The sequence below is a fragment of the Dissulfurimicrobium hydrothermale genome (assembly GCF_022026155.1).
Classification (GTDB): Bacteria; Desulfobacterota; Dissulfuribacteria; order Dissulfuribacterales; family Sh68; genus Dissulfurimicrobium; species Dissulfurimicrobium hydrothermale.
This window is the reverse complement of sequence record NZ_CP085041.1, coordinates 977596-1001092: the sequence shown is the minus strand read 5'-3', so window position 1 is coordinate 1001092 and position 23497 is coordinate 977596. Positions and strand designations below refer to the sequence as shown.

The following is a 23497-nucleotide window of genomic DNA, read 5'->3' as shown; positions in this document are numbered from 1 at the left end:
TCTTTTCAATAAACAGGTAACTATATATGCTGACAGACCATTGTCAAGGACAAGATCCTAACCGGCTGTTCATTCTGGCGAAGATTATACCAAGTTCATATAAAAAATACAGCGGTAATCCCATAAGCGTCATATTGAATACATCCGGCGTTGGTGTAAGCACCGCAGCTACAATACTTATAAGAAGTATTGCATAACGCCTCTGACGTACGAACAGTTTATAACTGCAGACATTTAGCCGACACAACACAGTCATGAGAAGCGGCAACTCAAATATGAACCCGAATCCAAGCATAAAAAAGCCGGCAAAATCCACAAAACGCCCAACCGATATAATCGGCCTGAGGTGCTCTGATTGATATTCCAAAAGAAATCTTGCGCCGAACGGCAGTGTCACAAGATAGCAAAATGCAGCGCCGGAATAGAACAGGATCAGCGAACTTGCGGCAACCATAAAGGAAAAGCGCCTTGTCATCCCAAAGACCGCCGCGAGTCCTTGAGATACCCGGAAGGCCACAAAAGGCGCAATGAATGCAAGGGCCACTATACTTGAAAGTTTTAAAAGCGCCACGACAGGCTCCATGACCCCGAAAAATGCAAGGCAAGGGGTGGCGAGATGTCTTTGCATGACCGCCAATATGTGGGGTGAAAACCAATAAATGATAAACGTGGAGACGAAAAAGACTACCAAGGTCTCGATAATAAAGCAGCGGATGAACATGAGGAATCTCGCAAGATCCCTCGCCAATGAAGGCTCGGCCTGGAGACTGCCCGATGTTATCTGTTTTGTCTTTTCTATTTTTTCTGATATCTTTTCCGGCATAAAGACCTTGACATTAAGGTGTCGGGCTACAAAACAGATTCCATTACCATATACGGCCAATATAGATATAGTCTTGATCCACCATCCAACAAAAACGAAGATATACCGCTTACTTTTGTTTGCTGAATTCCAGCCATCTACCTACTACAAAAATGACAAAATAGACCCTAGATGGTCTCTATCATAGATTATCACGAATATATTCAACTGCGTTTCTGAATATGGCGATCCCTGCGCCTTCTTCAGGCAGATCACATCTTGTCCACCTTGGGTGGTTCGTTCTGTGATTAAAGGCCTCGGGATGCGGCATAAGCCCAAAGATGCGCCCTGTAGGGTCACATACACCGGCAACTGCCAGCTCTGATCCATTAGGATTGTAAGGGTACTCCCCTGTCGGCTCGTTGGTGACGGGTGAAATATATTGCATAGCCACAAGGCATTCTCTCACCAGCCTATCCCTTATCGTCTGATCGAGCGTCACAAACTTACCTTCACCGTGCCTAACCGGCAGCTCGAGCGTTTCCATGCCCCTTGTAAATATACACGGACTCTCCCTCACAACCTTGCACGTGACCCAACGGTCTTCAAACCTCCCTGAATCGTTATAGGTGAGGCTTGTAACCCGTTCTTCATAGTTGCCATCAAATCCTGGCAGCAATCCTGCTTTCACAAGGAGCTGAAACCCATTGCAGACACCAAGAATAAGCCCGCCGTCCCTTACAAATCGCAGAAACTGGTCCATGAGTCGCTCACCAGACCCCTTTACCCTGGCATATTTGAGCCTGTGCGCCCCAACCTGAGCGGAGCCGAGGTTGTCGCCGTCCAGAAATCCTCCTGGCAAGTTCAGAAACTGATATCTGCCAAGACTTACCGTGCCATCGAGCAGATCGCTTAAATGGACGATATCAACCTGATCGGCGCCAGCAAGCCTTGAGGCATGGGCCATCTCTCTCTCACAATTGGTCCCGTAACCAGTAACCACGATCACTTTTACCTTAGCCGCCATTTTTATCCTCAATAATTATTCCAAACAGTTTTCCAATCAAAATTTCACAATAGAATCTGTTTTTGCTATAGTACATTATCATCTTTACAATAAAAACAACTCACTGACCATTATGGAGGTGACCACAATGGACATGAAAGACAAAGAAGGTCTGATAAAGATAATAACTACCACTGAAAGCAAGGATGACGCAAGATGCATAGCAGAGCACCTGGTCGAAAGGCGCTTGTGTGCCTGCGCACAGATAAGCGGGCCTATATCAAGTTTTTATTGGTGGAAAGGGGCGATCCAGTCTTCAGAGGAATGGCAGTGCGCAATAAAGGCCCCGGCCAGAAACTACAAAGAGATCGAGCGTGCGATCTTGAACTTACACCCGTATGAAGTCCCGCAGATCATAGCCATCCCTGTAATCGAGGCCCTTGCCGCTTATAAAGACTGGGTAATAGAGATAACAAGAGATTAAGAGATTTTCCTCGACAATGAATAACAAACTGAAGAAACATTTCCCATTGGTAGTCGTTGTCCTGACTACTGCATTGCCGGCAGGCTATCCTGTTTGTCCAATTGTGGCCAACGGCGTGGTGGGCTCAAATGGCGCCAGTAGCATCAATAAGGGACCTTGACATGACCAGCTGAAATTATTAAAAACCGTCCCATGAAAAAGGCACTTGAACTTGACTTTGACAAGGGCGGCGGACTCCTGCCCGTAATCGCCCAGGATTGGCTGACCGGCGAGGTATTAATGCTGGCCTACATGAACCGTCTCGCATGGGAAAAGACCCTTGAGACAGGACATGTGCATTACTGGAGCCGGTCAAGGGGCAAGCTCTGGCTGAAGGGCGAGACGTCTGGGCACATACAGATACTCAAAGAGGCATATGTAGACTGTGATTATGACGCCATTCTCGTAAAGGTGGAACAGATCGGGGGAGCGGCCTGCCACACCGGGTTTAAAAGTTGTTTTCATCATATGGTAAATGATGGTGGCCTGATGACGGTCGGTAAGCTGGTCTTTGATCCAAAGGAGATATATGCGAAGTGAACATACTTAAGCTTGGAATCCCAAAAGGCAGCCTCGAAAAAGCCACGATAGACCTCTTTGCCAAGTCAGGCTGGCGGATAGACGTTCATAACAGAAGCTATTTCCCTGACATAGACGACCCTGAAATATCATGCAGCATCTGCAGGGCCCAGGAGATGTCCCGTTACGTGGAGCAAGGGGTCATGGATGCAGGGATCACAGGCCGTGATTGGATACTCGAAAACGACTCCGATGTACACATAGTGGCGGATCTTATATATTCAAAGGTAAGCAAGCGCCCAGCCAGATGGGTCCTTGCCGTGCCGCGGGAGGCGCCCTACCGCTCCATAAAAGACCTGGAAGGCAAAAAAATAGCGACCGAGCTCGTTAACTTTACTAGACGCTATTTTGCCGAACATGGAGTAAACGTGCAGGTGGAATTTTCATGGGGGGCAACCGAGGCGAAAGTAGTATCAGGTCTGGCAGACGCCATAGTTGAAGTTACGGAGACAGGGAGTACAATACGCGCCCACGGCCTTGCCATAATCGCTGATCTCATGGAATCAAATCCGCAACTCATATGCAACAGACGCGCATGGGAAGATGCATGGAAGCGGCAAAAAATAGAACAGATCGCCATGCTCCTTCAAGGAGCGCTCAGGGCCGATAGGCTGGTAGGGCTCAAAATGAACGTTCCCGTCGCCAATATAAAGGCAATTATCGAGGTCCTACCAAGCCTCAACGCACCTACGGTATCACCGCTCTATGATCAGAATTGGTGCTCCATAGAGACCGTCATCAATGAAACAGAAGTAAGAGAGCTCATCCCAAGGCTTAGGGCCGCTGGTGCTGAAGGGATCATTGAATATTCGCTCAACAAAGTAATATAAAGATAATATGGATCGAAAAACGTGACAGAGGTGGGTAGGATATAATAACAAAGATTGAATTTATAAAAAGCGCATATTCCGTCTCGGAATTTCCGCCTGCGCGCCTCCCTGAAATAGTATTTGCAGGCCGTTCAAACGCTGGAAAGTCTTCTATTATAAATGCCGTCTCGTCCAGACACAGCCTGGTAAAAGTGAGCTCGATGCCTGGTTTTACACAGACCATAAATTTCTTTTTGGCAAACGAGCGGATATTCTTCGTCGATTTACCAGGTTATGGATTTGCAAAGGCACCCAAAGAGATCCAGGTCAAATGGAAGACCTTGATCGAACAATATCTTAAATCAAGACGAAACATCAAGACGGTTGTCTGCATCTTTGACATAAGACGGATGCCTGACCAGATGGATATACAGCTCCTGGATTATCTCAGCGCCCTTAGGATCAACGCCCTGGTTGTACTAAACAAGGCTGACAAGCTATCCCAACCCAAAAGGACGGCACAGATAAAGACGATCATGCGCGCCTTGCCTTCGCTTACAGAGACCCCCCTCTTGACCTCGGCGCGCACCGGAGAGGGGATAGATACCTTAAGAAGACGTATTCTGGACCTAGGGTAATCCAGCCATTATATTTATCTTTTGTCTTTCTTTTTAGACCGAGACCCGATCTCGCAAGAAGGGGCAGCTCAGGTGGGTACACCAAACCTTGGAAGCAGCCAGCGGTTGATACCGAACCATACGATGACAATAAAGATGAGCAACAGGATGTCTTGCATAAAAGAACCTACCTGTCATGGAGTAGGCCCAGTGAATGATAGGCCGTACATACCTTCCTCTTTTCCATAGGGCATTTCACTATATTCCAACAGGCTGTATACTGCAACAGTTTCTTGAGACCGGCTATGCTAACCCCGTGGTCGTGTATCATCGACCTCAGGCATGTTATCCACTGTATGTCATTAAGGGAATAATAACGTCGCTGGCCACGTCTCGTCGGCCTTATCAATTCCTCCTCTTCATAGATGCGAAGCGTTCGAGGATGGACCTCCAGCATGGCTGACGCAGCCCCGATGGAAAAGATAGGCTTGTCCGGATCTACATTATCAATGGGCTGCCAAAGTTCCGTTTCAACGGGACCTGACCCTGTATCGTCAATGTGTCTCGACCTTTTTTGGACCTCTTCTGTCATTGTGACCATGTGCATACCATCCTTATCTCTGTGACCCTTATCTCTGTGACGTCGCCTGCCCGAAATCTTTTTCAGTCTTTTTATACGCAATCCTAATCTCTACAAGGGGTCCTTATTTTAAGGACCCCTTGCTCATCATGCCGTTTCAGGGCAATCGCCGATTATCCAGGCCCGAACCTTGTCTATTTGTCTATTTAAGAGTTAATGATGTCCTGCCTGGCGGAACAGCTTACCAAACAACCTCTCTCCGATAAAGAAGCCTGTCATAGTAAGACCTATGCCACCCATGACTACCATAAGCTCGCCTGCAGACGGCGCATAACCCACATAACTCGGCAGATTATCCCACCCGTAAAAGAGGGGGACCTGTTGGCCTGCAACCACCAAGTCATACCTCTGAAAAAAACCGCCTATAAGGACCATGAGGGAAGCCGCCGCCATAGCAGGCATGCTCTTTATTTGGGTAAAGACAAGGATGACCATTGGGATCACAATGCCAATCGCCGTTTCAAAAAGCCAGAAATTGGTAGAAAGAGGCCCATAAAGCAGGTTATTTGTGGCAATTATGCCTTCTTCGGAGCCTCCAGTATATAGAGATAGGATTCTCCACACAGTAGCCACCGCCAGGAGAAAGATGGTCAAAAGAAGCACCTTGCCTGCACTCCGTATACCCGACATTGTGCCATCGTCTACCTCTTCGCCCCTAAGCCTATAGGACAAATAGGTGAAAAGTATTATTGCAGCTGCGCCTGACATGACCGCCGCACACAGGAAATAGACCGGAAGCTGCGCCCCGTACCAGAACGGGCGGGCGGTGAGTGTTGCAAATACAGCTCCCAGATTCGTATTGGCACCCACTTCGGACAAGGCACCCAATGCACCGATAGCCAACGCCATGCCCAGCCTACCCGTTAATATGGCAATAAATTCGATGAACATACAGCCCACGGCAAGGCCATAAAGTGTACCCATCCACCAGATGTTGGATGTAAGATTGGGCGAGATTACGTTGTAAACAAGCATACGCCACGGGCTCTCAAGCTCAAGACCGATGACTGAAAAGGCAGAGAGTATCGTTATGATAGAGAGATAGACCGCTCTGTTCCCCAACTGGGCCACCGGGGTCCCGCCGAAGGCATGGCCTATAGCTGCCAACAGGCAGAGTCCGGTGGATGTAATCGCGAAAAATGCATAGGTAGAAATCAGAATCCCCCACGGCACATCTCTTGTAACCGCATAGAGATGCTGATGCCCTACAAAAAAGCCAGCTACGCCTGTCCCCAGGCCGGCCGCCATCAGCAAGAATGACAGCAGTGTGAGTTTGTTGACCACAGGGCTGGCCATCCTTTGTTCAGCCAATGAGCCGATCGATACGTTTGTCGTGTCCATCTTTTTCCTCCTTAAGATTTATTTTCTCATTTTTTAATTGCAGTCTTCACATGGTACATTGCCTTCATCACCCTTCCCGGCCAGGGAAAGTACCCCAAAGACCACAGCGATTGCCGAAAAAGGCCCGAGCGCAAGGAAAAGGAGAAATGTCGTAGTGAACCAAAAGGCCTCGCTGAAATTAAAAGCCTCTGTATCTTTTGTCTGTGTATTGTCTCTCGGACTATCTTTCAGATATAAATTTATTTTTTGGACTAATAGTGTCAGGGCGCTCATTTTTCGGCTCCTTTCAGCCAATTCATCTATGGCTCATTTTCGTTTTTTTTGTCCTTTGTTTTATATAAATTGCAAGATGGATACCTTTTTATAATTTTATAACTTATGACAGTTTATTTATGACAATTTTATTGTAAAAATAATATGTTACATTTTGTTAATTTAATATTTGGCAACTGAACTTTACAATTTAATTTGCATTTTATATAAAAAATATAGCGCAAAATGATCCTTTTTAAAAAATCAAGGGATCATTTTGCGCCATTATGATAGACTTTATAAAATATATAAAAATTTTTTAAAAAATATTGACAATTTTAATATTCAATATTAAAGGAATTAATAATTACAACTTTTTTAAATTTAAGACAAATAAAAATGCGAAATGGCAAAAATCAGACCCAAAAGACAAACCGACTTCCCGGATCCGCAGACTCCTATATATCCAATAGGGGTTGCGGCGCGCATGATAGGCGTGCATCCTAGGACGCTCAGAATATATGAAACAGAAGGGCTGATAAGACCTAAATACGGCGGGGCCAGGAGGCTTTATTCACAAAACGACATCCAATGGATAACATGTCTGCGCACTTTGATCCACGAAGAAGGAATCAGCATCCCTGGGATAAAACGTCTTCTGGAGGTCATGCCCTGCTGGAAGGTCGCCGGATGCCCACCTGAAATCCACGAAACGTGCGGCGGCAAAATAGATTTCTCAACCGATGATACATAACTCACAGTTCATCTATAATCGCAAGACCTGTCCATAGCGACCGTCTGCCGGCCAGACGACCAATAGATGGGAAAACCGTCTTGCCGCCCCACTGATCTTTTTACCTACGTTGCAACCACAAACATAAATTCCAAAACCTTGCAGTATCGCACCCAGACCATGAGGACAAACAAGACATCTATTCCTCTCCTGGCACCTCTATCGGCGCCTCTATGCCGTAACGCTGGATCTTGCGCCTGAGTGTATCTTTTGAAATCCCAAGCTCCCTGCATGTAGCCAGACGCCGCCAGTTGTTGCGCTCAAGGGCCTTGGTGATCGCGATCTTTTCTATTTCATCGAGGCCTAGCGGCTTGTTTGAATCAATGGCCGGCAAGAGCTCTTCATTGGTCTTCTGACAAAATGGCTCCGGCAGGTGTTGGAGTTGGATCATTCCATCGTGACAAAGGATAAAGGCATATTCTATTATATTTTCAAGCTCGCGTATATTGCCAGGAAAGTCATATTGCATAAGCCTATCGACGGCCTCCTGGGATATCCCGGTTATCTCCTTCTCCTTTTGGGCGTTGAACTTCGCTATAAAGTGCTCAATCAAAAGAGGGATGTCCTCCTTGCGTTCCCGAAGGGGTGGAAGCTGTATCTTTACCACGTTCAGACGGTAATAAAGGTCTTCCCTGAACCTGCCTTCCCTGACTAGTTCGCCGAGATCCCGATTCGTGGCCGCCAATATCCGGACATCGGCCTTCACCGGCCTGTTTGATCCGAGCGGCTCGTAGACTTTGTCTTGGAGCACCCTCAAGAGTTTAACCTGAAGGGCCTGGGAGATGTCTCCTATCTCATCAAGAAAAAGTGTACCCTTCTCCGCCGCAGCAAACCGGCCCGGCCTGTCTTTCTTTGCGTCAGTAAAGGCCCCAGCCTTGTAGCCAAAAAGTTCGGATTCAAGGAGGGTGTCAGGCAGCGCCCCGCAGTTCACTGCCACAAATGGCCCTTTCATGCGCCTCGAAAAATTGTGAATGGCCCTGGCCACCAATTCCTTTCCTGTCCCACTCTCACCGAGTATCAAGACGTTGCTGTCGCTCCTTGCAATATCAGGCAGGATATCAAACACCCTCCTTCTCATTATGGCGCTCTTACTTATGATATCGCCGAATGTATAGCGCTTCGTGATCTCCTTACGGAGGGTCATGATGGCGCTTATATCCCTGAAGGTCTCGACGCCGCCTATCACGTCCCCTGTATTGTCCAGGAGCGGCGCAGCGCTTATGCTGATCGAGATGTTTTTGCCGCTCTTGTGCCTTATGAAGATCGATCTGTTGCGTACTGGGGTCTTATTCTTTATGCTGTTTGCAAGGGCACAGGCCTCGCCGCAGATACTCGATTGAAATATCTCATGACAGTGCCTACCGATGGCCTCTTCGGCGGTGTAGCCCGTGATATTCTCCGCGGCCCGATTAAAAGACGTGATCCGCCAATCTTTGTCCACGGTAAAGACCCCATCTGCTATGCTCTCAAGGATCAGCTTGCGCTCCACCTCGGATGTGATATCCCTGAAGGTCTCGACGCCGCCTATCACGTCCCCTGTATTGTCCAGGAGCGGCGCAGCGCTTATGCTAACAGGTAAACTGCGTCCGTCCCGCCTCTTTATAAAGATGGTTTCATTGGCTATAGGCCGTTGTATCTCGATGCTTTTGGCCAGGATGCATCTGGTCTCACACACCTCCGTATTAAACGGATAACATCGCGCTATCTGCCCGAGCGCCTTTTGGATATGTCCGGCCTCACATATGTTTGAGTGGAACACCTCGCTGCACCGCTTGCCTATCGCCTCTTCTTTAGACCAGCCAGTAATCTTTTCCGCGGCAGAATTAAACGATCTTATCCGCCAATCCTTGTCCACCGCAAATACACCATCTGCTATACTCTCAAGGGCCAACTCGGATATCACAGTCTCATCCACAGAGTTTCTGAGGAGAACAACCGCCCCATCAAACCCGTCTTCCTCGTTAAAACAAGGGAGGACGGTCATGAACATGGCCTCCCTTTCTCTCCTGACCTTCTCCGAAAAGAATACGCGGCGGTTGCGAATAACTCGCCCGGCCTGTATATCATCACAGATACATGGAAGCTGTTCGTCGGCCTTCTTTATAAATAATGATTTGAAATCCGCACCCATGAGGTCTGCAAATCCAAGGCCTGTAAACCTCTTGGCGGCCTCATTGAAGTATATGACCTTGCAGTTTGCATTCACAATAAACAGGGCGTCATTTGGACGAACGGTTTTTGTGGCCAGCTGTTTTTCAATCCTTCCTTCGTTCTCTGACATTTAACTTGCTCCCCAGACCAAACGCTTAAACCGACAGCCCGTCCAACACCGACGCCTGACAAAAACCTACATCTAGATAGGCAAAGACATCTAACGGTAATATCAGGGCTTGACTACAAAAGCAGCCTCTCTTTGAATACATGAATAGAACGCCAGGCATGGCGAATAGTCTTTTTCATAATTAAACATGAAACCGCATACTTTCAAGAACAGACCGAGTACAAAATGGATTTAACGGAATTATCAACCCGAATAAAAAAACGAGACAGGATCCTCGAACTTAACGGTCTCTGCACAAGCGCCCCATCATGGCTGATTTCAAGGCTTGCCAAGGTCACAGGCCGCGCTGTTCTTTATATCACTTCCGGGCCGAGAAGGGCCGAAGAGATGGGGATGGACCTGACATTTTTTACAGATCTGCCTGTCTTTGTCTATCATCTCCATGACTTTATGCCTTTTATGCCCGTCATCCCCAACTATGAGACCATGGCAAACCGCATCTCAATCCTATATCAGATGGCGACCCTTGACGGCCCATACATTGCCGTAGCCCCTGTTCAGGCCTTGTCCGAGCTCACCATCTCCAGAGACATACTTATCAGATCAGTAGAATATATAGAAACCGGCGAGGAGACGGACCGAGAGGCCCTGATCTCTTGGCTTATAAAGTCAGGTTATGAACGGCAGACGAACGTCAGATCCAGAGGAGAATTCAGCGTGCGCGGCGGGATATTAGATGTCTTCCCCCCTCCCATCCTGTATTCAGGGCAATTTCCGGCAAGGATCGACTTCTTCGGCGACATGGTGGAGGAAATAAACCTCTTTGACCCAGCGTCACAGCGATCCATCGAGAAGATCGATGCATTGACACTCCTGCCTGCGGGCGAGATTGTTTTTGATGACAATCTCATTGAGAAGGCGCAACATGAAATCATAGAACGCGCCCAGCATCTTGACTGGCCTTCCGGGCAATTAACTGAAACCATCCAACAACTTGAATCAAAAAGGCTCGCTGAGGGGGCGCTCACCCTGATCCCAATTATTTACAAGACACCTTCTTCCATCAAGGACTTTTTCCCAGAAGATGGGATTTTGGCGCTCGAAGATCCTGACTCGCTCGAACAAGTCATTGATTCCTTCCTCCTGAACGCACGCAGCAACCACAAGGCAGCCCTCGGGTCGCAAAGGATTATGGCCCAATTCGACGAACTCTTTATTAAAAAAGAGGTCGTATCCTCGTGGATCAGAGACAGGACCGACATCATCCTAAGGGACATAAAGATAGAATCGCCATCAGACATCCGTGCCTTCGGAATCCCTACATCGAAGATGGAACCCATCACCATCGGCGCCACGAGACCGTCCATCACGCCTGTCGTTAGGGGCAGCAAAAAGGGTGAAGAACTGCTAGGACCGACGCTTGAAAGGCTTAAAGACCTGATCGATGAAGGATGCCGGGTGACGATAGCGGCGCCTGGTGAGCGCCAGGGCAGAAAGCTTAGAGAGATCTTCAACCTCTACGATTGGATGAAGGGCCTCATCCCTGACTCCGTAAAGAATGCTCCATTTACTGAAGAACCAAATGGGCCCGGGCTAGAGATATACTGTGGTGGACTATCGTCGGGCTTTGTCATCCCATCTTTATCGGTCCCGCTTGTATTTATAACAGAAGATGAACTCCTAGGCTCCAAGGCGCCTTCGAGGCGGCCCATTCAAAAGAAAAGACAGGCAGGCATAGAAGAAGTGGTCTTTGAAGAACTCAGGCCGGGCAACTTTGTGGTCCACAGGGACCATGGCATTGGGATATACAAGGGGCTTGTCAGGCTTGAGGCAGGTGGCATACCGGGCGAATATCTGCACCTTGAGTACAGGGATATGGACAAGCTCTACCTGCCGATCGACCGTTTGGGACTCATCCAGCGTTATATCGGGATAGAAGGCAGGGAGCCAAGGCTTGACAGGCTTGGTGGCGCCAGCTGGCAGCTCGCCAAACAAAAGACAAAGAAGGCAGTCTATGCGGTAGCGCACGAACTGGTGGAGTTGTATGCCGAAAGGATGACACGCGAAGGGTATGCCTTTTCGCCGCCCGATGCGATGTTTAGGCAGTTTGAGGCAGCCTTTCCCTATGAAGAGACGGAAGATCAAGCCGCCTCAATCGAAGAAGTCATCAATGACCTTCAGCGCCCGAGGCCCATGGACAGACTACTTTGCGGGGATGTCGGCTTCGGCAAGACAGAAGTGGCGGTGCGTGCGGCGTTCAAGGCAGTCTGCGACAACAAACAGGTGGCGGTGCTGGTCCCCACAACGCTTCTGGCCGAACAGCACGAACGGACATTCAGGCAGAGATTTTCTAAATTTCCGGTCACCATAGCTGCACTTAGCAGGCTAAAGTCAGCGCAGGAGCAAAGAGAGATCCTCGAAAAGACCAGACAGGGCCTCATTGACATCTTGGTCGGCACCCACAGGCTCCTTGGAGCCGACGTCCGCTTTAAAGACCTTGGGCTTTTGATAGTGGACGAGGAGCACCGCTTCGGGGTTAGACACAAGGAACGTCTGAAAAGGCTCAAACAGGACGTCGACTGCCTGACCATGACCGCCACTCCCATCCCGAGGACGCTCCAGCTCTCACTCCTCGGTCTGAGAGACATCTCTGTCATCAAGACTCCGCCAAGGGAACGACTGCCGATAAAGACATTCCTTGCTGAATTTGATGATTCTCTCATAAAAGAGGCGATAGAAAAGGAACTTAAGCGGGGTGGACAGGTCTTTTTCATACATAACAGGGTAAAAGGGATCGAGCGGATAGCGGATCACATCCGAAGGCTCGTCCCGAAGGCAAGGGTCGAGACGGCCCACGGCAGGATGGATGCAGAGACCCTTGAAGACATCATGATCCGCTTCGTAAGGGGTGAGACGGACTGCCTGATCTGTACCACTATAATCGAATCAGGCATAGACATACCATCCGCCAACACTATAATCATAAACAGGGCCGACACCCTTGGAATAGCCGACCTCTATCAATTGAGAGGCAGGGTCGGCAGATCAAGCGAACAGGCCTATGCATATCTTCTGGTCCAGCGCATAGAAGACCTGACACAGGAGACACAAAAGAGACTGAAGGCCGTCATGGAGGCCGCTGCTTCGGGCAGTGGGTTCATGCTCGCCATGGAGGATCTGAGGATCAGGGGCGCAGGGAATATCCTGGGGCTCGCCCAGTCTGGCCAGATCGTAGATGTGGGCTACGAACTCTATCTAGACTTACTGCAATCCGCCGTGGATGAGATCAAGGGCCTCCCGCCAAAGGACAATATTGACCCGGAGGTCAACCTTAAAGCGGCCGCATTCATACCGGATGAGTATTGCCCTGACGTAGAGGAACGCCTGAGGCTCTATCGAAGGTTCTCAAGGCTCGAAGATGACCGCGATGCAGAAGAATTTTTACAGGAACTTGAAGACAGGTTCGGCCGACCTCCAAATGAGGTCTTGTCCCTTTTCGAAGTCATGGCCATAAAGCGCCTTTTAAAGGCCTTAAACTGCGTCAGACTGGACAGGAGCGGCACATCATCAGGCGAGATTGAGTCTCTTGTGCTTGCATTCGGACCGAATGGTCCGCCAAATCCTGAAAAATTGCTGGAAGAGGTGCAAAAAAGAGGACGTTACGGCAGCCTCCCTGATGGAAGGCTCACGCTCAAACTCAAAGAAAACAAGGGTAGACCGGCATCACTTTCAGATATAAAAACAGCGATAAGGGGGCTTGCGGATGCAGCTGGCATCTTTCTCTAATGCCCCTTTAAGCCGGATAATGGACGCGTTTAACCAACCCTTACGGATCATAGTCCAACATGAGAAATTTTTTCAATCAATGCCATGCCGTTTTGTCTTGCCACACAAGGTGTAGGCAGCTACTATGCAAAAAATTTCGAGACTCACATGCCACAAAAATGATGATCGGCATGGTCTTTTATGCTTTTATAAAGGTTTATAAATGTCAAGAAGATATGGAAACAGACCAAGGTCGCCTCGACCCTTTGCTATGGATTGCCGCGACATCTACCTGATGGGCATATGCGGCACAGGCATGGCCGGGCTTGCAGGACTTTTAAGACAAAAAGGCTATAACGTCAGAGGATCTGACAGCCAGGCGTATCCTCCAATGAGCGAACTCTTAAAAGGGCTCAGGATACCGGTTCAACTGGGTTATGGTGAAGAAAATCTGTCCACCATGCCTGATCTTGTAATAATCGGAAATGTCATAAGACGGGACAACCCCGAAGCGGTCTACGTACTTCGGGAGAAAATCCCGTATATGTCATTCCCGCAGGCCCTTTCGCACTTCTTTCTATGCGAGAGGACACCGCTTGTTGTGGCCGGTACCCACGGCAAGACCACCACATCTTCACTGCTCGTCTCCGCCCTTGCAGGCACCGGCGAAGACCCGGGCTTCATGATCGGGGGGGTGCTGAACGCCTATGATAGCGGATTTCATCTGGGAAACCCGCCGTGGTTTGTCCTTGAAGGGGATGAATACGATACGGCCTTCTTCGACAAACAACCTAAATTCATCTACTATATGCCGAAGGCTGCCATACTTACCAGCATCGAATTCGACCACGCAGACATATACCAAGACCTTGATGCAGTAAAGGCCGCATTCGTCCGCTTTGTAGAGATCATCCCGCAGGACGGCCTCATCGTAGCCTGCGCCGATTGGCCGGCCGTAAGGGATGTACTAAGATATGCAAGGTGCAGAGTTGTCACATACGGCGAATCAAAAGATCTAGATTATTATTTCAAGTCGTACAGAACGGACGATATCGGTACTGAGTTCGACTTTAAGACGCAAAACGGGACACAACTCCATGCAGCGATCCGCCTTCCCGGCAGACACAACGCCCTGAACGCCCTTGGTGTTGCAGCGCTCCTCATGGAACTGGGATTCAACCCACAGGAGGTACTCCACGGCCTAAGCCTCTGCCCTGGCGTAAAGCGGCGTCAAGAGGTAAGGGGCATTGAGGCGGGCGTTACTGTCATAGACGACTTTGCGCACCACCCTACGGCTGTAAAGGAGACACTCCGGGCGCTTAAAGAAAAATACCGGGACAGGCGGATAATCGCGGTATTTGAACCGAGGACCAACACATCTAGAAGGGCGGTATTCCAACATGCCTACCCTGAGGCCTTTCTCGACGCCGATATGGTAATGGTGCGCGAAGTGCCTGACCCTGAAAAGGCCCCGCCTGGAGACAGATTTTCATCAAAAAGGCTTGTGGAAGACCTAAGGGCGTTAAAAATCGATGCGGCCCTTTTCCCGGATGCCAAGGCAATTGTGGAGGCACTTCTCCCTTTGTGCCGGAAAGGGGATGTGGTGGCGGTGCTCTCAAACGGGGCATTTGAAGACATACATGACCGACTCCTGGGCGCATTGAAGAATAAAGACCTTTTATGCAAATCATGTGCGACCATTCTGGATGGGGGCGCACATTGAAACAGATCTTTAAAGAGCTTGCTTGCGACCCGTCTTCTCTTGCAAGGACAGGCAGGCTTCTGAGCAGCCATGGCGAGATAGACACTCCATGCTTTATGCCTGTCGGCACACAGGGCACAGTCAAGGCCCTGAGCCCCGAAGACCTCAAGGACTGCGGTGCCGAGATCATCCTTTCAAACACCTACCACCTCTATCTGAGACCAGGCCACGAGCTGATAAGGGAGATGGGCGGCCTACATAAATTCATGTCATGGGACAGGCCCATACTTACGGACAGCGGCGGATTTCAAGTCTACAGCCTGGCCGAATTCCGAAAAATCGAGGAAGGCGGGGTCATCTTCCGTTCCCACCTTGACGGATCATATCACAGGCTCACCCCGGAACTCGCCATCGAGATACAAGAGGCCCTGGGCTCCGACATCATGATGTGCCTCGACACCTGTATTCCATATCCTGCCGGATATGAAGAGGTCAAAAACTCCACCGAACTAACCACCCGCTGGGCCGCAAGGTGCAAAACTGCTAAAAGTCGTGAAGAGCTGCACCTGTTCGGAATCATACAGGGCGGCATGTCCTTTGAACTCAGACAAAAGAGCACAGAGGCGCTCCTGGATATTGGCTTCGACGGTTATGCCTTTGGAGGCCTGAGTGTAGGAGAACCTAAGGAACTGCTCTTCAAGGTAATAGATACCGCAAGGCCCTTGATCCCACGCCATTATCCGGTCTACCTCATGGGCGTCGGGACGCCAGAAGACCTTGTAGAGTGCACGCTACGCGGCATAGACATGTTCGACTGCGTCATGCCGACCAGGAATGCAAGAAACGGTATGCTCTTTACTTCTTTCGGCGGCATTGTTATAAAGAATGCGTGTTTTCAAAGAGACCCGAGGCCAATTGATCCTGAATGCACCTGTTATACATGCAGGAACTACTCAAGGGCATATCTCAGGCACCTGTTTATGACAAAAGAACTCCTTGTTTACAGACTCCTTTCGATACATAACCTTCATTATTACCTGGATCTCATGAAGGAAATGCGCACAGCCATAAAAAACGGTAGATTTCAGGCCTGGAAACAGGTATTTTATCAAAAAAGGGGGGGATTATGCTAGGGACGTCGATAGCGTTTGCAATGGGGGCATCGTCGGGAGGTGCTGGCGAGGCCGGAAATCCGCTTCTGTCGCTGCTGCCGCTGGTCATCATCTTTTTTATCTTTTATTTCCTTCTTATTCGTCCGCAGCAAAAAAGGGCGAACGAACACAAAAAGTTCCTCGATTCCCTTGAAAAAGGACAAGAGGTGACCACGGCAGGCGGCATCATCGGCAGGATCACCGGCCTCACAGAAAAGGTTGTAACCCTTGATGTGGGCGACAATATAAAGATCAAGGTCGCAAGGTCGCACATCTCAGGTCCAGGACCTTCAAAGACTGAAGCCGCAAAGCAGGAATAAAGGCTGCACCGATCAATTACGCTGCAAAGATTTCTGGATTTGGTTCTGCCTAGAACGACTCCATGGACCATCCATAACAGTTCCTTTGGGAGACCCTATGCAGCAATCCACCTCTACCTTTACAAAAGAGGATCGGTGTGCGGATCTGTCATCTGATGCTCATCAAAAGAAGAAGCCCTAGATAGGTCAGCCCCCAACCTGCGATAAACCATAGCCATGGTCTCTTGTCCCTGACCCAGGCAAGGACTGCAAGGGCAAAAACGGGCATGACAGGATAGATGACACCCGCTACAACAGGGGGCAAATATCTCAAGAGCTCCTGCACCCCGAGGAAAAACCATGGACCCTTGATAAGGCCTGACGCCTGCTGCGGGAGGTCTATGGGGGCATGAAAAATAAGACTTACGAAACCAGATGCTATAAGAACTGCGAACCATGCCCACCACCTTAAAAACACCCGTTTTGTATGATACCATGTCCCTATACCCCAAAGTATTGCGGCAAGGAGTATATGCACTGCATAGACTCTGTTCAGCCCTTCATTGGCAATGGCCACAAAAAAACGGTCAAGTGTACGGCCAAGCACCGGTATGTCTAAAAGCAGGTGCTCCGCAATCATGCCAGCCGCCTTACCAGTCGCATCCCACCTCAAGACATAGCCTGTAAACAGCGCAAATACCGCAGGGGGCACAAGACAAACGACCAAAACGGTCCAGTAGATACGACCCTCCACCGTGGCGTAGATAATGGATAGCCTTGGAATGGATTGTACTATATGAAGACCCAAGAGGAGCAAGAATGCCTGGCTCGACCAAAAATGGAGCGCCCTGAAAAATGGACCAAACGGAATGAGGGCCTCCATCGCAGCACACGATATAAATGGATCCGCCACTTCGTATTGATACGCCACCACAAGGCCCGAAAGGATTGAAACAAGAAGGGTGGATGTTGTAAGCTCACCCACACGTCCAAAGGAGGTCAAGGCAACCCCCGCGGTATCTCTACTATATACCCGCCCTTGCCTGCAAGCTTCTTTACGGCGAACCGCGGGAGGTCCTTTTTTGCAGGGCCTGAGATATATCTCCCGTCCCATGAAAAGTGGCTCTGATGACATGGACACACAAAGCCTTTCTTGCGCCCCATGTAATTGATAGTGCACCCAAGATGGGTGCATTGCCTGGAGACGGCTATCGGCCCCTCCGGCGTCTCAAACAAGGCAAACTCGGCCTCCATGACCGGCTCATCGCCTTTGGGCCTTGTGTGCACCTTCACCTCTTTCGGTGGACGGAGCCTTACATATGACACAAAGGCATATATCGGATAGGCAAAAACGGCCGCCAGGCCCCATTTTGCGGCCTTTTTGAGCAGATATCTCCGGTTCATCTACGGAATATAGAAAATATTATGGTAAGAATTATACTTATTATAATAGATGTAGCGAGCGGAAAATAAAAGATAAAATTTTCTCGCCTAATGACAATATCCCCAGGCAATCTACCAAGATATGGAATCTTAGGCCCGAAGATCATGACAAATCCTATGACTGCAAGTAATACACCAATTATTATAAGCGTCTTTCCAAATTCAGGAATGATATTCATCTTTACTTATAAACCTGCAATTTGATTTCTGGCCGAAAAATCTCCCCTGAGCCTCTTTATCCTTTTAGCATAACGTTCTGCCTCGCTGAAGATACAGCCGCAATAGGGTTGTCTGTATATACCAAGCCTCTTTGAAATGGCTATACCTTCATTCCATCCACTGCGAAAGTCTTGGTAATAGAATACTACACCATAACGCCTGCCAGCCTCATCGCCTATCTCGCGTATGAGTCCATGGCGTTGGTACCTGCTGTAAAGGAGCGTTGTAGTGTAATATGGAACTCCTAACTCCGCAGCCTTTTTTGCAGCCTTTTCCACGCGCATCCTGTAGCAGACTGGACATCTTTCATCGACCTTGAATCTCCCGCCCATCTCAACAAGCCATGTCTCGAGTCCATAGATCTCTTCGTCATGGATAACAGGCAACCCATAGGTCTCGGCGACTGTCTTGAGGGCCTCCAGTCTTTTTTCAAGCTCTGTGAATGGGTGTATGTTCGGGTTATAAAAATAGCCCACTGCATCCACCCCTTGTTTCTTCAAAACATCAGCCGGATAGGCGAGGCAAGGACCACAGCATATATGAATCATCAAATCCATAGACTAAAATAAAATTTCAAGGCCGAGTGGTCAACAATCAAATTTATATTATATATCCCATACGGCCTTGCCCGCAACAATCCGCTACGCAAATACACAGTTATGGATAATATGGTGTACAAGCGACGCTCGATGTATCGGAAGGGTTGTTCTAACATCAGATGTTTTTGACAAAGGCTTTGCATCTTAGTCGGAGATGCAATAAATTATTTTTTAAAATTTTACCTGCATCTCCATCTAACCGTTATTAAAAAAATGGTTTATTATCTGACCCGCAGCTGAATCAGACTATTAGGAGTTCTTTTATGCCATTTCAAAAAACAGGCCGGATCGTAAGACGAGGCCAAAAAAAGACCGCAAACATAGATTTAGATATCAATGCCATAAAAAAAGCCTACCGTCGTTATGCGCAAGTCTATGACTTTTATTTCGGCGCCATCTTCAATCCTGGCCGCCGTTCCGTCATAGAACGAATGAACCTCTCAAACGGAGATAGGATACTTGAGGTTGGAGTGGGGACAGGGCTTTCGCTCCTTATCTATCCGCGTAACGTCAGGATTACAGGCATAGACATCTCGCCGGAGATGTTGGAGCAGGCCCGTAAACGAAAAGAAAAATGTGGCCTTGACCATGTAGAATCCCTTGAAATCATGGATGCGGAGGCAATGACGTTCCCTGATAACAGCTTCGACAAGGTCGTGGCTATGTACGTGGCGTCGGTCGTTCCAAACCCAAAACGCCTCATCAATGAGATGAAGAGGGTATGTAAGCCTGAAGGTGAGATATTTATTGTAAATCACTTCCGTCACGGCAACCCACTGATAGGCAAAATCGAATGCATGGTCGCCCCTTTATCGAAGCATCTTGGATTCAGACCGAACTTCTGTCTGGACGATTTCATTAAAGACACAAGCCTAGAACTTATAGAAAAAAGCCCTGTCAATATGTTTGGATACTGGACGCTTCTCAGGGCCCGCAACAACAAAGGGATTCAGAAGACGCATCAGCACAGACAAGGAAAGGCGAGAGTTTCTTAATATAATCGAGTACATCAGGATCAGCAAGGCCTAGGTCGGCGGCGAAATCAAGCAATACGTCGAGAGTACAATTTATCGACGTCGGCCTGGCACCGCTCGAAACATCCGAGGACTCCCGGGCAAGAAAAGACTTGAGTGCTGCTGCTATTTCTCTTTTAATACTCCCTATATCCATTGGCACCCTCAATGCAAAGGCCTTAAGCCTCTCCCAGTTGATTAAGGCCCTCTGGAGGCCCCTATATATGCGCTTATCTCGGTTGGCTGGATCCATATCCCTCAAGATTATAAGACGATAGCGGTCAACAACGGCAGTCTTCAGATGCATCAAACCGTTCTCGCCTATATCTTCCATGGATAAACCAGGGCCGTCAGGATCTTCGGTCAAGTAATAAACGGCGCCATGATAAGCTATCTCGGGGATCTCCCCGGAATGAAGGATCATGAAGGCCTCTTCCTCAAGCATGGCAACTATGTCGATTGGGGCAAACGGTTTTTTATAACCTGCAAAACCATCGCCAGTCATCTTCATCTGCAATACTACCACGAAAGGGGTCTCTGCCAGGCCTCTTTAAGTGCATAGATATCTTCCTTCAGCACCACGTTGCCCCCGAACTCAAATATCAGCAAAGGCCGAGGACTCACTGTCCCGATCATCGCAAACTCTGTCCCTGCCATAGTCTCTTCAAATACGAATCTGAAATCGGGACGCACCGTCACAACAAACCTGCTCTGGCTCTCACTGAATAACAGCGTATCAAGGCGATCAACACCTTGTCTCGGCACCTTTTCAAGGTCGATGTCCATCCCTAAGCCGCCACTAAACGCCGTCTCGGCGATGGCCACACCAAGACCGCCGTCAGAGCAGTCATGGCATGAGGCGATAAGACCTGCCTTGATCGCCCTTGAAACCAAATGATACCTCCTGGATGCCTCCTCCATCCTAACCCTTGGGATGCTGTTTCCAACAAAACCGAACTTGGCGTAATATTCAGACGCCCCTAACTCAGGATAAGTTACGCCCAGGACATACACAAGGTCTCCCGGCCGTTTTGCATCAATGGTGACCGCCTGCCTTACGTCATCCATCCTCCCTATGATGGAAAAGAGCAAGGTAGGGGGGATCGATATCTTCACACCGCCGATGAATGCATCGTTTTTCATGCTGTCTTTACCGGAAATGCACGGGATGCCGTATGCAGTGCATATATCATAAAGGGCCTTGTTGGCCCGCACAAGCTGGGCAAGCTTATAGTGGCCGTCCGGTATCTTCTCGGAGTGAACCGGATCGCACCAGCAGAAATTGTCAAGCCCGGCCATATAATCCATATCCCCTCCGGCAGCGACCGCATTTCTTACCGCCTCATCCACGGCAGCACATACCATATGATATGTATCGATGTCGCTGTAACGCGGACAGATGCCGTGGGCAACTACAAGGCCTTCAAAAGAATCGAGATCGGGGCGGATGACCGCGGCGTCGCTCGGGCCATCGTGCAATGCACCGGAAAGCGGCTTTATGACGCTACCGCCCTGGACCTCATGATCATACTGGCGGACCACATATTCCTTGCTGCATACATTGTACCTTGAAAGCAGGTCTTTTAACTCCGATCCAAGGTTTTCCGGCATTGGAAGCACCGGTTCTTCATATTGCGGCCTCGACCACACCGCCCTTAGCTCTGGTCTTGGGACCCCGTTATGCACAAAATCCAGGTCCAGATAGGCCACAGTCTTGCCGTTGAACAGACAATGGAACTTGCCCGAAGAGGTAAATATCCCCAGGTGTGTGGCCTCGACGTCCATCTTTTCGGCAAGGGCCATGAATTCATCCAGCTTGTCTGGCGGGACCGCGACGGTCATCCGCTCCTGGGCCTCTGAAAGCAATATCTCCCACGGCCTTAAACCTTCATATTTTAAGGGCGCCCTGTCAAGATGAAGCTCGAACCCGCCTGTCTCCAGGGCCATCTCCCCAACGGATGAGGAAAGCCCGCCTGCTCCATTATCTGTTATGGAGTTGTAAAGACAAAGGTCTCTGGCCCTTAGGAGGAAATCCGTCATCTTTTTCTGTGTTATCGGATCTCCTATCTGAACTGCAGTAGCAGGCGACCCCTCATGCAGTTCCTCTGATGAAAACGTCGCACCGTGTATCCCATCCTTGCCGATTCTGCCCCCACACATGACGATGCAATCGCCGGGCCTGGCCTTTTTCTCATGACCAGGCCTTCCGCAGACCTCTCTCGGCATGAGTCCACCGGTACCACAAAAGACCAGGGGCTTGCCTATATAACGCTCATCAAAGAGGATCGAGCCGTTTATCGTAGGTATCCCGCTCTGGTTGCCGCCATGTTCGACGCCTTCCCTTACACCTTCAAAGATACGCCTCGGATGTAGAAGCCCCTTGGGAAGCGGCCGGTCATAATCAGGGGGGCCAAAACAAAAGACATCGGTGTTAAAAATGAGCCTTGAGCCCATGCCGGTCCCAAAAGGATCGCGGTTTACTCCCACGATACCGGTAAGCGCCCCACCGTAAGGATCAAGGGCCGATGGGCTATTATGGGTCTCGACCTTGAAAGCCACGTTGTAACGCTCATTAAATCTAATGACCCCTGCATTGTCTTTGAACACCGATAAACAAAAATCCCTGTCTCCCTTGTCCCTTCTAATCCTTTCTGTTGCAGCCTTTATATAGGTGTCAAAGAGGCTATCTATGACACGTTCCTTCCCATCTTCAACATAAATTATCTTTGCGTTGAATATCTTGTGTTTGCAGTGCTCGGACCAGGTCTGCGCAAGGGCCTCGAGTTCGACGTCGGTAAAATATACACCAAGACCGACCTCCTCTCGCCCTTCAAGGACATCCGGCCTTTTTATATAATCCTGCAGGGCCTTCATCTCTTCAAGATTCAGGGCAAGGAGCCTCTGTCTCGAGAGGGCTAAAAGCCCATCGTCTGAAAAACCTGAAATGTCTATCTCCTCCACTGTAGAATCAATGACCTCTCTAACCTTTGGAACGAGATAGAAAGGATTTCGCCTCTCATGCCACAAGACATCCAGTTCATCTCGCGCTACAATAGTGGTCCTTTGTATCAGGGCATTTGCAAGGAGTCCACTGGCCAAGATCTCAACGGAGGCCCTGTCAAGAGTGCCTTTGACAAGATATTGGACAGAAGTATAAACACTCTCGTGACGGTCAAGGCGCCGGCCAAGCATGAGTTCAAGCGCCTCCTTCGCAGTCCGCCCTTCATTATCCGTAACGCCTGGTCTGAAACCCACTTCGACAACCCAATCCCATTCAAAACCAAGCATCTTGGCCAACGGACTGTCAACGGAGACTATATTTATCACCGGGTCTGAAAACGGACCCCTTGCGGCCGCAACAAGTTCATCAGGCGTAAGCCCTGCGTCTATAAGATAGACCTTAATAGTCCTGACATCTGTAACATCGAGCCCTAGATCTTCTCGTGCCCTTTTTGTTATCCGCGCCCCTAGTGCATCTTTCAGCCTAGTAAGAAGCGCGACCTCGATCCTGTCTGCCATAGATCCTCCGGTCAATCCTATCAAAAATCAAGAGGTAAAAAGTCATGCCGCAAAGAGTGCTTGTCGAAGGTCTCAAAAATAATCATGCCCTTGTATTTATTCCATATCACCCTGTATGTCCATCCCGAATTTGTCGGCATGCCT

The 23497-nt window shown here is 49.1% G+C and carries 23 protein-coding genes; 11 read left to right on the top strand and 12 right to left on the bottom strand.

Features of this window, described 5'->3' with window-relative positions; all coding sequences use genetic code 11:
* Positions 1 to 43: 43 nt before the first annotated feature.
* Together tatC and LGS26_RS04850 are read right to left on the bottom strand one after the other, a co-directional pair.
* The gene (gene tatC, locus LGS26_RS04855; RefSeq protein ID WP_237889756.1) at positions 44 to 823 is read right to left on the bottom strand and encodes a twin-arginine translocase subunit TatC; all 780 of its coding nucleotides are present in this window, start codon (positions 821 to 823) and stop codon (positions 44 to 46) included.
* 181 nt (positions 824 to 1004) lie between these two features.
* A complete protein-coding gene (locus tag LGS26_RS04850; protein ID WP_237889755.1) occupies positions 1005 to 1829 on the bottom strand; it encodes a phosphoribosylformylglycinamidine synthase subunit PurQ in 825 nt (274 codons plus the stop codon).
* Between the two features lie 127 nt (positions 1830 to 1956).
* On the opposite strand from LGS26_RS04850, the gene cutA reads away from it, so the two are divergent.
* The 5 genes from cutA to yihA are packed head-to-tail and all read left to right on the top strand — an operon-like array spanning position 1957 to position 4357.
* The gene (gene cutA / locus LGS26_RS04845; RefSeq protein ID WP_237889754.1) at positions 1957 to 2292 is read left to right on the top strand and encodes a divalent-cation tolerance protein CutA; all 336 of its coding nucleotides are present in this window, start codon (positions 1957 to 1959) and stop codon (positions 2290 to 2292) included.
* A gap of 16 nt (positions 2293 to 2308) precedes the next feature.
* On the top strand, positions 2309 to 2452 hold the full coding sequence (locus LGS26_RS04840; protein ID WP_237889752.1) for a hypothetical protein: 144 nt from the start codon (positions 2309 to 2311) through the stop codon (positions 2450 to 2452).
* Between the two features lie 32 nt (positions 2453 to 2484).
* Positions 2485 to 2871 carry a phosphoribosyl-AMP cyclohydrolase gene (hisI, locus tag LGS26_RS04835; protein ID WP_237889751.1) on the top strand — a complete coding sequence of 129 codons (387 nt, stop codon included), beginning with the start codon at positions 2485 to 2487 and terminating at the stop codon, positions 2869 to 2871.
* Positions 2868 to 3740 (top strand): ATP phosphoribosyltransferase, encoded by an 873-nt coding sequence (gene hisG / locus LGS26_RS04830; protein WP_407932045.1) that lies wholly within the window; start codon positions 2868 to 2870, stop codon positions 3738 to 3740. The genes hisI and hisG overlap by 4 nt, the downstream gene beginning before the upstream one ends.
* A 41-nt stretch (positions 3741 to 3781) precedes the next feature.
* Entirely contained in the window at positions 3782 to 4357 is a 576-nt protein-coding gene (gene yihA, locus LGS26_RS04825) for a ribosome biogenesis GTP-binding protein YihA/YsxC (RefSeq protein WP_330873342.1), read from the top strand.
* 166 nt (positions 4358 to 4523) lie between these two features.
* Here the strand turns inward: yihA and LGS26_RS04820 are convergent, their stop codons facing one another.
* From LGS26_RS04820 to LGS26_RS04810, 3 genes are all read right to left on the bottom strand, one after another.
* The gene (locus tag LGS26_RS04820) at positions 4524 to 4937 is read right to left on the bottom strand and encodes a MerR family transcriptional regulator (RefSeq protein ID WP_237889746.1); all 414 of its coding nucleotides are present in this window, start codon (positions 4935 to 4937) and stop codon (positions 4524 to 4526) included.
* Positions 4938 to 5129: 192 nt separating this feature from the next.
* The gene (nrfD, locus tag LGS26_RS04815) at positions 5130 to 6317 is read right to left on the bottom strand and encodes an NrfD/PsrC family molybdoenzyme membrane anchor subunit (RefSeq protein WP_237889744.1); all 1188 of its coding nucleotides are present in this window, start codon (positions 6315 to 6317) and stop codon (positions 5130 to 5132) included.
* A gap of 33 nt (positions 6318 to 6350) precedes the next feature.
* Complete coding sequence (locus tag LGS26_RS04810; RefSeq protein WP_237889743.1) at positions 6351 to 6590, bottom strand: hypothetical protein; 240 nt, start codon at positions 6588 to 6590, stop codon at positions 6351 to 6353.
* Positions 6591 to 6975: 385 nt separating this feature from the next.
* Between LGS26_RS04810 and LGS26_RS04805 the strand changes: the two genes are divergently transcribed.
* Positions 6976 to 7323 carry a MerR family transcriptional regulator gene (locus LGS26_RS04805; RefSeq protein ID WP_237889741.1) on the top strand — a complete coding sequence of 116 codons (348 nt, stop codon included), beginning with the start codon at positions 6976 to 6978 and terminating at the stop codon, positions 7321 to 7323.
* Between the two features lie 178 nt (positions 7324 to 7501).
* Here LGS26_RS04805 and LGS26_RS04800 read toward each other — a convergent pair whose 3' ends face one another.
* Positions 7502 to 9643: a sigma 54-interacting transcriptional regulator gene (locus LGS26_RS04800; RefSeq protein WP_330873337.1), complete on the bottom strand. Its 2142-nt coding sequence runs from the start codon at positions 9641 to 9643 to the stop codon at positions 7502 to 7504.
* A gap of 225 nt (positions 9644 to 9868) precedes the next feature.
* Here LGS26_RS04800 and mfd point away from each other — a divergent pair, with 225 nt between their 5' ends.
* The 4 genes from mfd to yajC all read left to right on the top strand — a co-directional run bounded on the left by mfd (position 9869) and on the right by yajC (position 16581).
* Positions 9869 to 13429 (top strand): transcription-repair coupling factor, encoded by a 3561-nt coding sequence (gene mfd / locus LGS26_RS04790; protein ID WP_237889739.1) that lies wholly within the window; start codon positions 9869 to 9871, stop codon positions 13427 to 13429.
* 202 nt (positions 13430 to 13631) lie between these two features.
* A complete protein-coding gene (locus tag LGS26_RS04785) occupies positions 13632 to 15131 on the top strand; it encodes a UDP-N-acetylmuramate--L-alanine ligase (protein WP_237889738.1) in 1500 nt (499 codons plus the stop codon).
* Positions 15128 to 16243: a tRNA guanosine(34) transglycosylase Tgt gene (tgt, locus tag LGS26_RS04780; protein WP_237889736.1), complete on the top strand. Its 1116-nt coding sequence runs from the start codon at positions 15128 to 15130 to the stop codon at positions 16241 to 16243. The genes LGS26_RS04785 and tgt overlap by 4 nt, the downstream gene beginning before the upstream one ends.
* Positions 16237 to 16581 (top strand): preprotein translocase subunit YajC, encoded by a 345-nt coding sequence (yajC, locus tag LGS26_RS04775; RefSeq protein WP_237889732.1) that lies wholly within the window; start codon positions 16237 to 16239, stop codon positions 16579 to 16581. Before tgt ends, yajC begins: the two co-directional genes overlap by 7 nt.
* A 148-nt stretch (positions 16582 to 16729) precedes the next feature.
* On the opposite strand, the gene LGS26_RS04770 is transcribed toward yajC, so the two are convergent.
* The 4 genes from LGS26_RS04770 to LGS26_RS04755 form a co-directional block, all read right to left on the bottom strand.
* Positions 16730 to 17563, bottom strand: a complete 834-nt coding sequence (locus LGS26_RS04770; RefSeq protein ID WP_237889729.1) for a cytochrome b N-terminal domain-containing protein — start codon at positions 17561 to 17563, stop codon at positions 16730 to 16732.
* Positions 17560 to 17964: a QcrA and Rieske domain-containing protein gene (locus LGS26_RS04765; protein WP_237889728.1), complete on the bottom strand. Its 405-nt coding sequence runs from the start codon at positions 17962 to 17964 to the stop codon at positions 17560 to 17562. The genes LGS26_RS04770 and LGS26_RS04765 overlap by 4 nt, the downstream gene beginning before the upstream one ends.
* Entirely contained in the window at positions 17961 to 18110 is a 150-nt protein-coding gene (locus LGS26_RS04760) for a DUF2905 domain-containing protein (protein ID WP_330873341.1), read from the bottom strand. The genes LGS26_RS04765 and LGS26_RS04760 overlap by 4 nt, the downstream gene beginning before the upstream one ends.
* A gap of 78 nt (positions 18111 to 18188) precedes the next feature.
* Positions 18189 to 18722, bottom strand: a complete 534-nt coding sequence (locus LGS26_RS04755; RefSeq protein ID WP_330873336.1) for an epoxyqueuosine reductase QueH — start codon at positions 18720 to 18722, stop codon at positions 18189 to 18191.
* A gap of 362 nt (positions 18723 to 19084) precedes the next feature.
* Between LGS26_RS04755 and LGS26_RS04750 the strand changes: the two genes are divergently transcribed.
* Positions 19085 to 19816, top strand: coding sequence for a class I SAM-dependent methyltransferase (locus LGS26_RS04750; RefSeq protein ID WP_237889725.1), 732 nt, complete (start codon positions 19085 to 19087; stop codon positions 19814 to 19816).
* Here LGS26_RS04750 and LGS26_RS04745 read toward each other — a convergent pair.
* Together LGS26_RS04745 and LGS26_RS04740 are read right to left on the bottom strand one after the other, a co-directional pair.
* Complete coding sequence (locus tag LGS26_RS04745) at positions 19746 to 20345, bottom strand: uL29 family ribosomal protein (protein WP_237889724.1); 600 nt, start codon at positions 20343 to 20345, stop codon at positions 19746 to 19748. The two genes, LGS26_RS04750 and LGS26_RS04745, sit on opposite strands and share 71 nt — an antisense overlap.
* Before the next feature lie 8 nt (positions 20346 to 20353).
* Complete coding sequence (locus tag LGS26_RS04740) at positions 20354 to 23353, bottom strand: AIR synthase-related protein (RefSeq protein WP_237889722.1); 3000 nt, start codon at positions 23351 to 23353, stop codon at positions 20354 to 20356.
* Positions 23354 to 23497 lie beyond the last annotated feature (144 nt).

Coding starts and splice junctions, on each gene's coding strand:
- tatC (WP_237889756.1), bottom strand. CDS start 823: ATGCCGGAAAAGATATCAGAAAAAATAGAAAAGACAAAACAGATAACA.
- LGS26_RS04850 (WP_237889755.1), bottom strand. CDS start 1,829: ATGGCGGCTAAGGTAAAAGTGATCGTGGTTACTGGTTACGGGACCAAT.
- cutA (WP_237889754.1), top strand. CDS start 1,957: ATGGACATGAAAGACAAAGAAGGTCTGATAAAGATAATAACTACCACT.
- LGS26_RS04840 (WP_237889752.1), top strand. CDS start 2,309: ATGAATAACAAACTGAAGAAACATTTCCCATTGGTAGTCGTTGTCCTG.
- hisI (WP_237889751.1), top strand. CDS start 2,485: ATGAAAAAGGCACTTGAACTTGACTTTGACAAGGGCGGCGGACTCCTG.
- LGS26_RS04820 (WP_237889746.1), bottom strand. CDS start 4,937: ATGGTCACAATGACAGAAGAGGTCCAAAAAAGGTCGAGACACATTGAC.
- nrfD (WP_237889744.1), bottom strand. CDS start 6,317: ATGGACACGACAAACGTATCGATCGGCTCATTGGCTGAACAAAGGATG.
- LGS26_RS04810 (WP_237889743.1), bottom strand. CDS start 6,590: ATGAGCGCCCTGACACTATTAGTCCAAAAAATAAATTTATATCTGAAA.
- LGS26_RS04805 (WP_237889741.1), top strand. CDS start 6,976: ATGGCAAAAATCAGACCCAAAAGACAAACCGACTTCCCGGATCCGCAG.
- LGS26_RS04800 (WP_330873337.1), bottom strand. CDS start 9,643: ATGTCAGAGAACGAAGGAAGGATTGAAAAACAGCTGGCCACAAAAACC.
- mfd (WP_237889739.1), top strand. CDS start 9,869: ATGGATTTAACGGAATTATCAACCCGAATAAAAAAACGAGACAGGATC.
- LGS26_RS04785 (WP_237889738.1), top strand. CDS start 13,632: ATGTCAAGAAGATATGGAAACAGACCAAGGTCGCCTCGACCCTTTGCT.
- yajC (WP_237889732.1), top strand. CDS start 16,237: ATGCTAGGGACGTCGATAGCGTTTGCAATGGGGGCATCGTCGGGAGGT.
- LGS26_RS04765 (WP_237889728.1), bottom strand. CDS start 17,964: ATGAACCGGAGATATCTGCTCAAAAAGGCCGCAAAATGGGGCCTGGCG.
- LGS26_RS04760 (WP_330873341.1), bottom strand. CDS start 18,110: ATGATCTTCGGGCCTAAGATTCCATATCTTGGTAGATTGCCTGGGGAT.
- LGS26_RS04750 (WP_237889725.1), top strand. CDS start 19,085: ATGCCATTTCAAAAAACAGGCCGGATCGTAAGACGAGGCCAAAAAAAG.
- LGS26_RS04745 (WP_237889724.1), bottom strand. CDS start 20,345: ATGAAGATGACTGGCGATGGTTTTGCAGGTTATAAAAAACCGTTTGCC.
- LGS26_RS04740 (WP_237889722.1), bottom strand. CDS start 23,353: ATGGCAGACAGGATCGAGGTCGCGCTTCTTACTAGGCTGAAAGATGCA.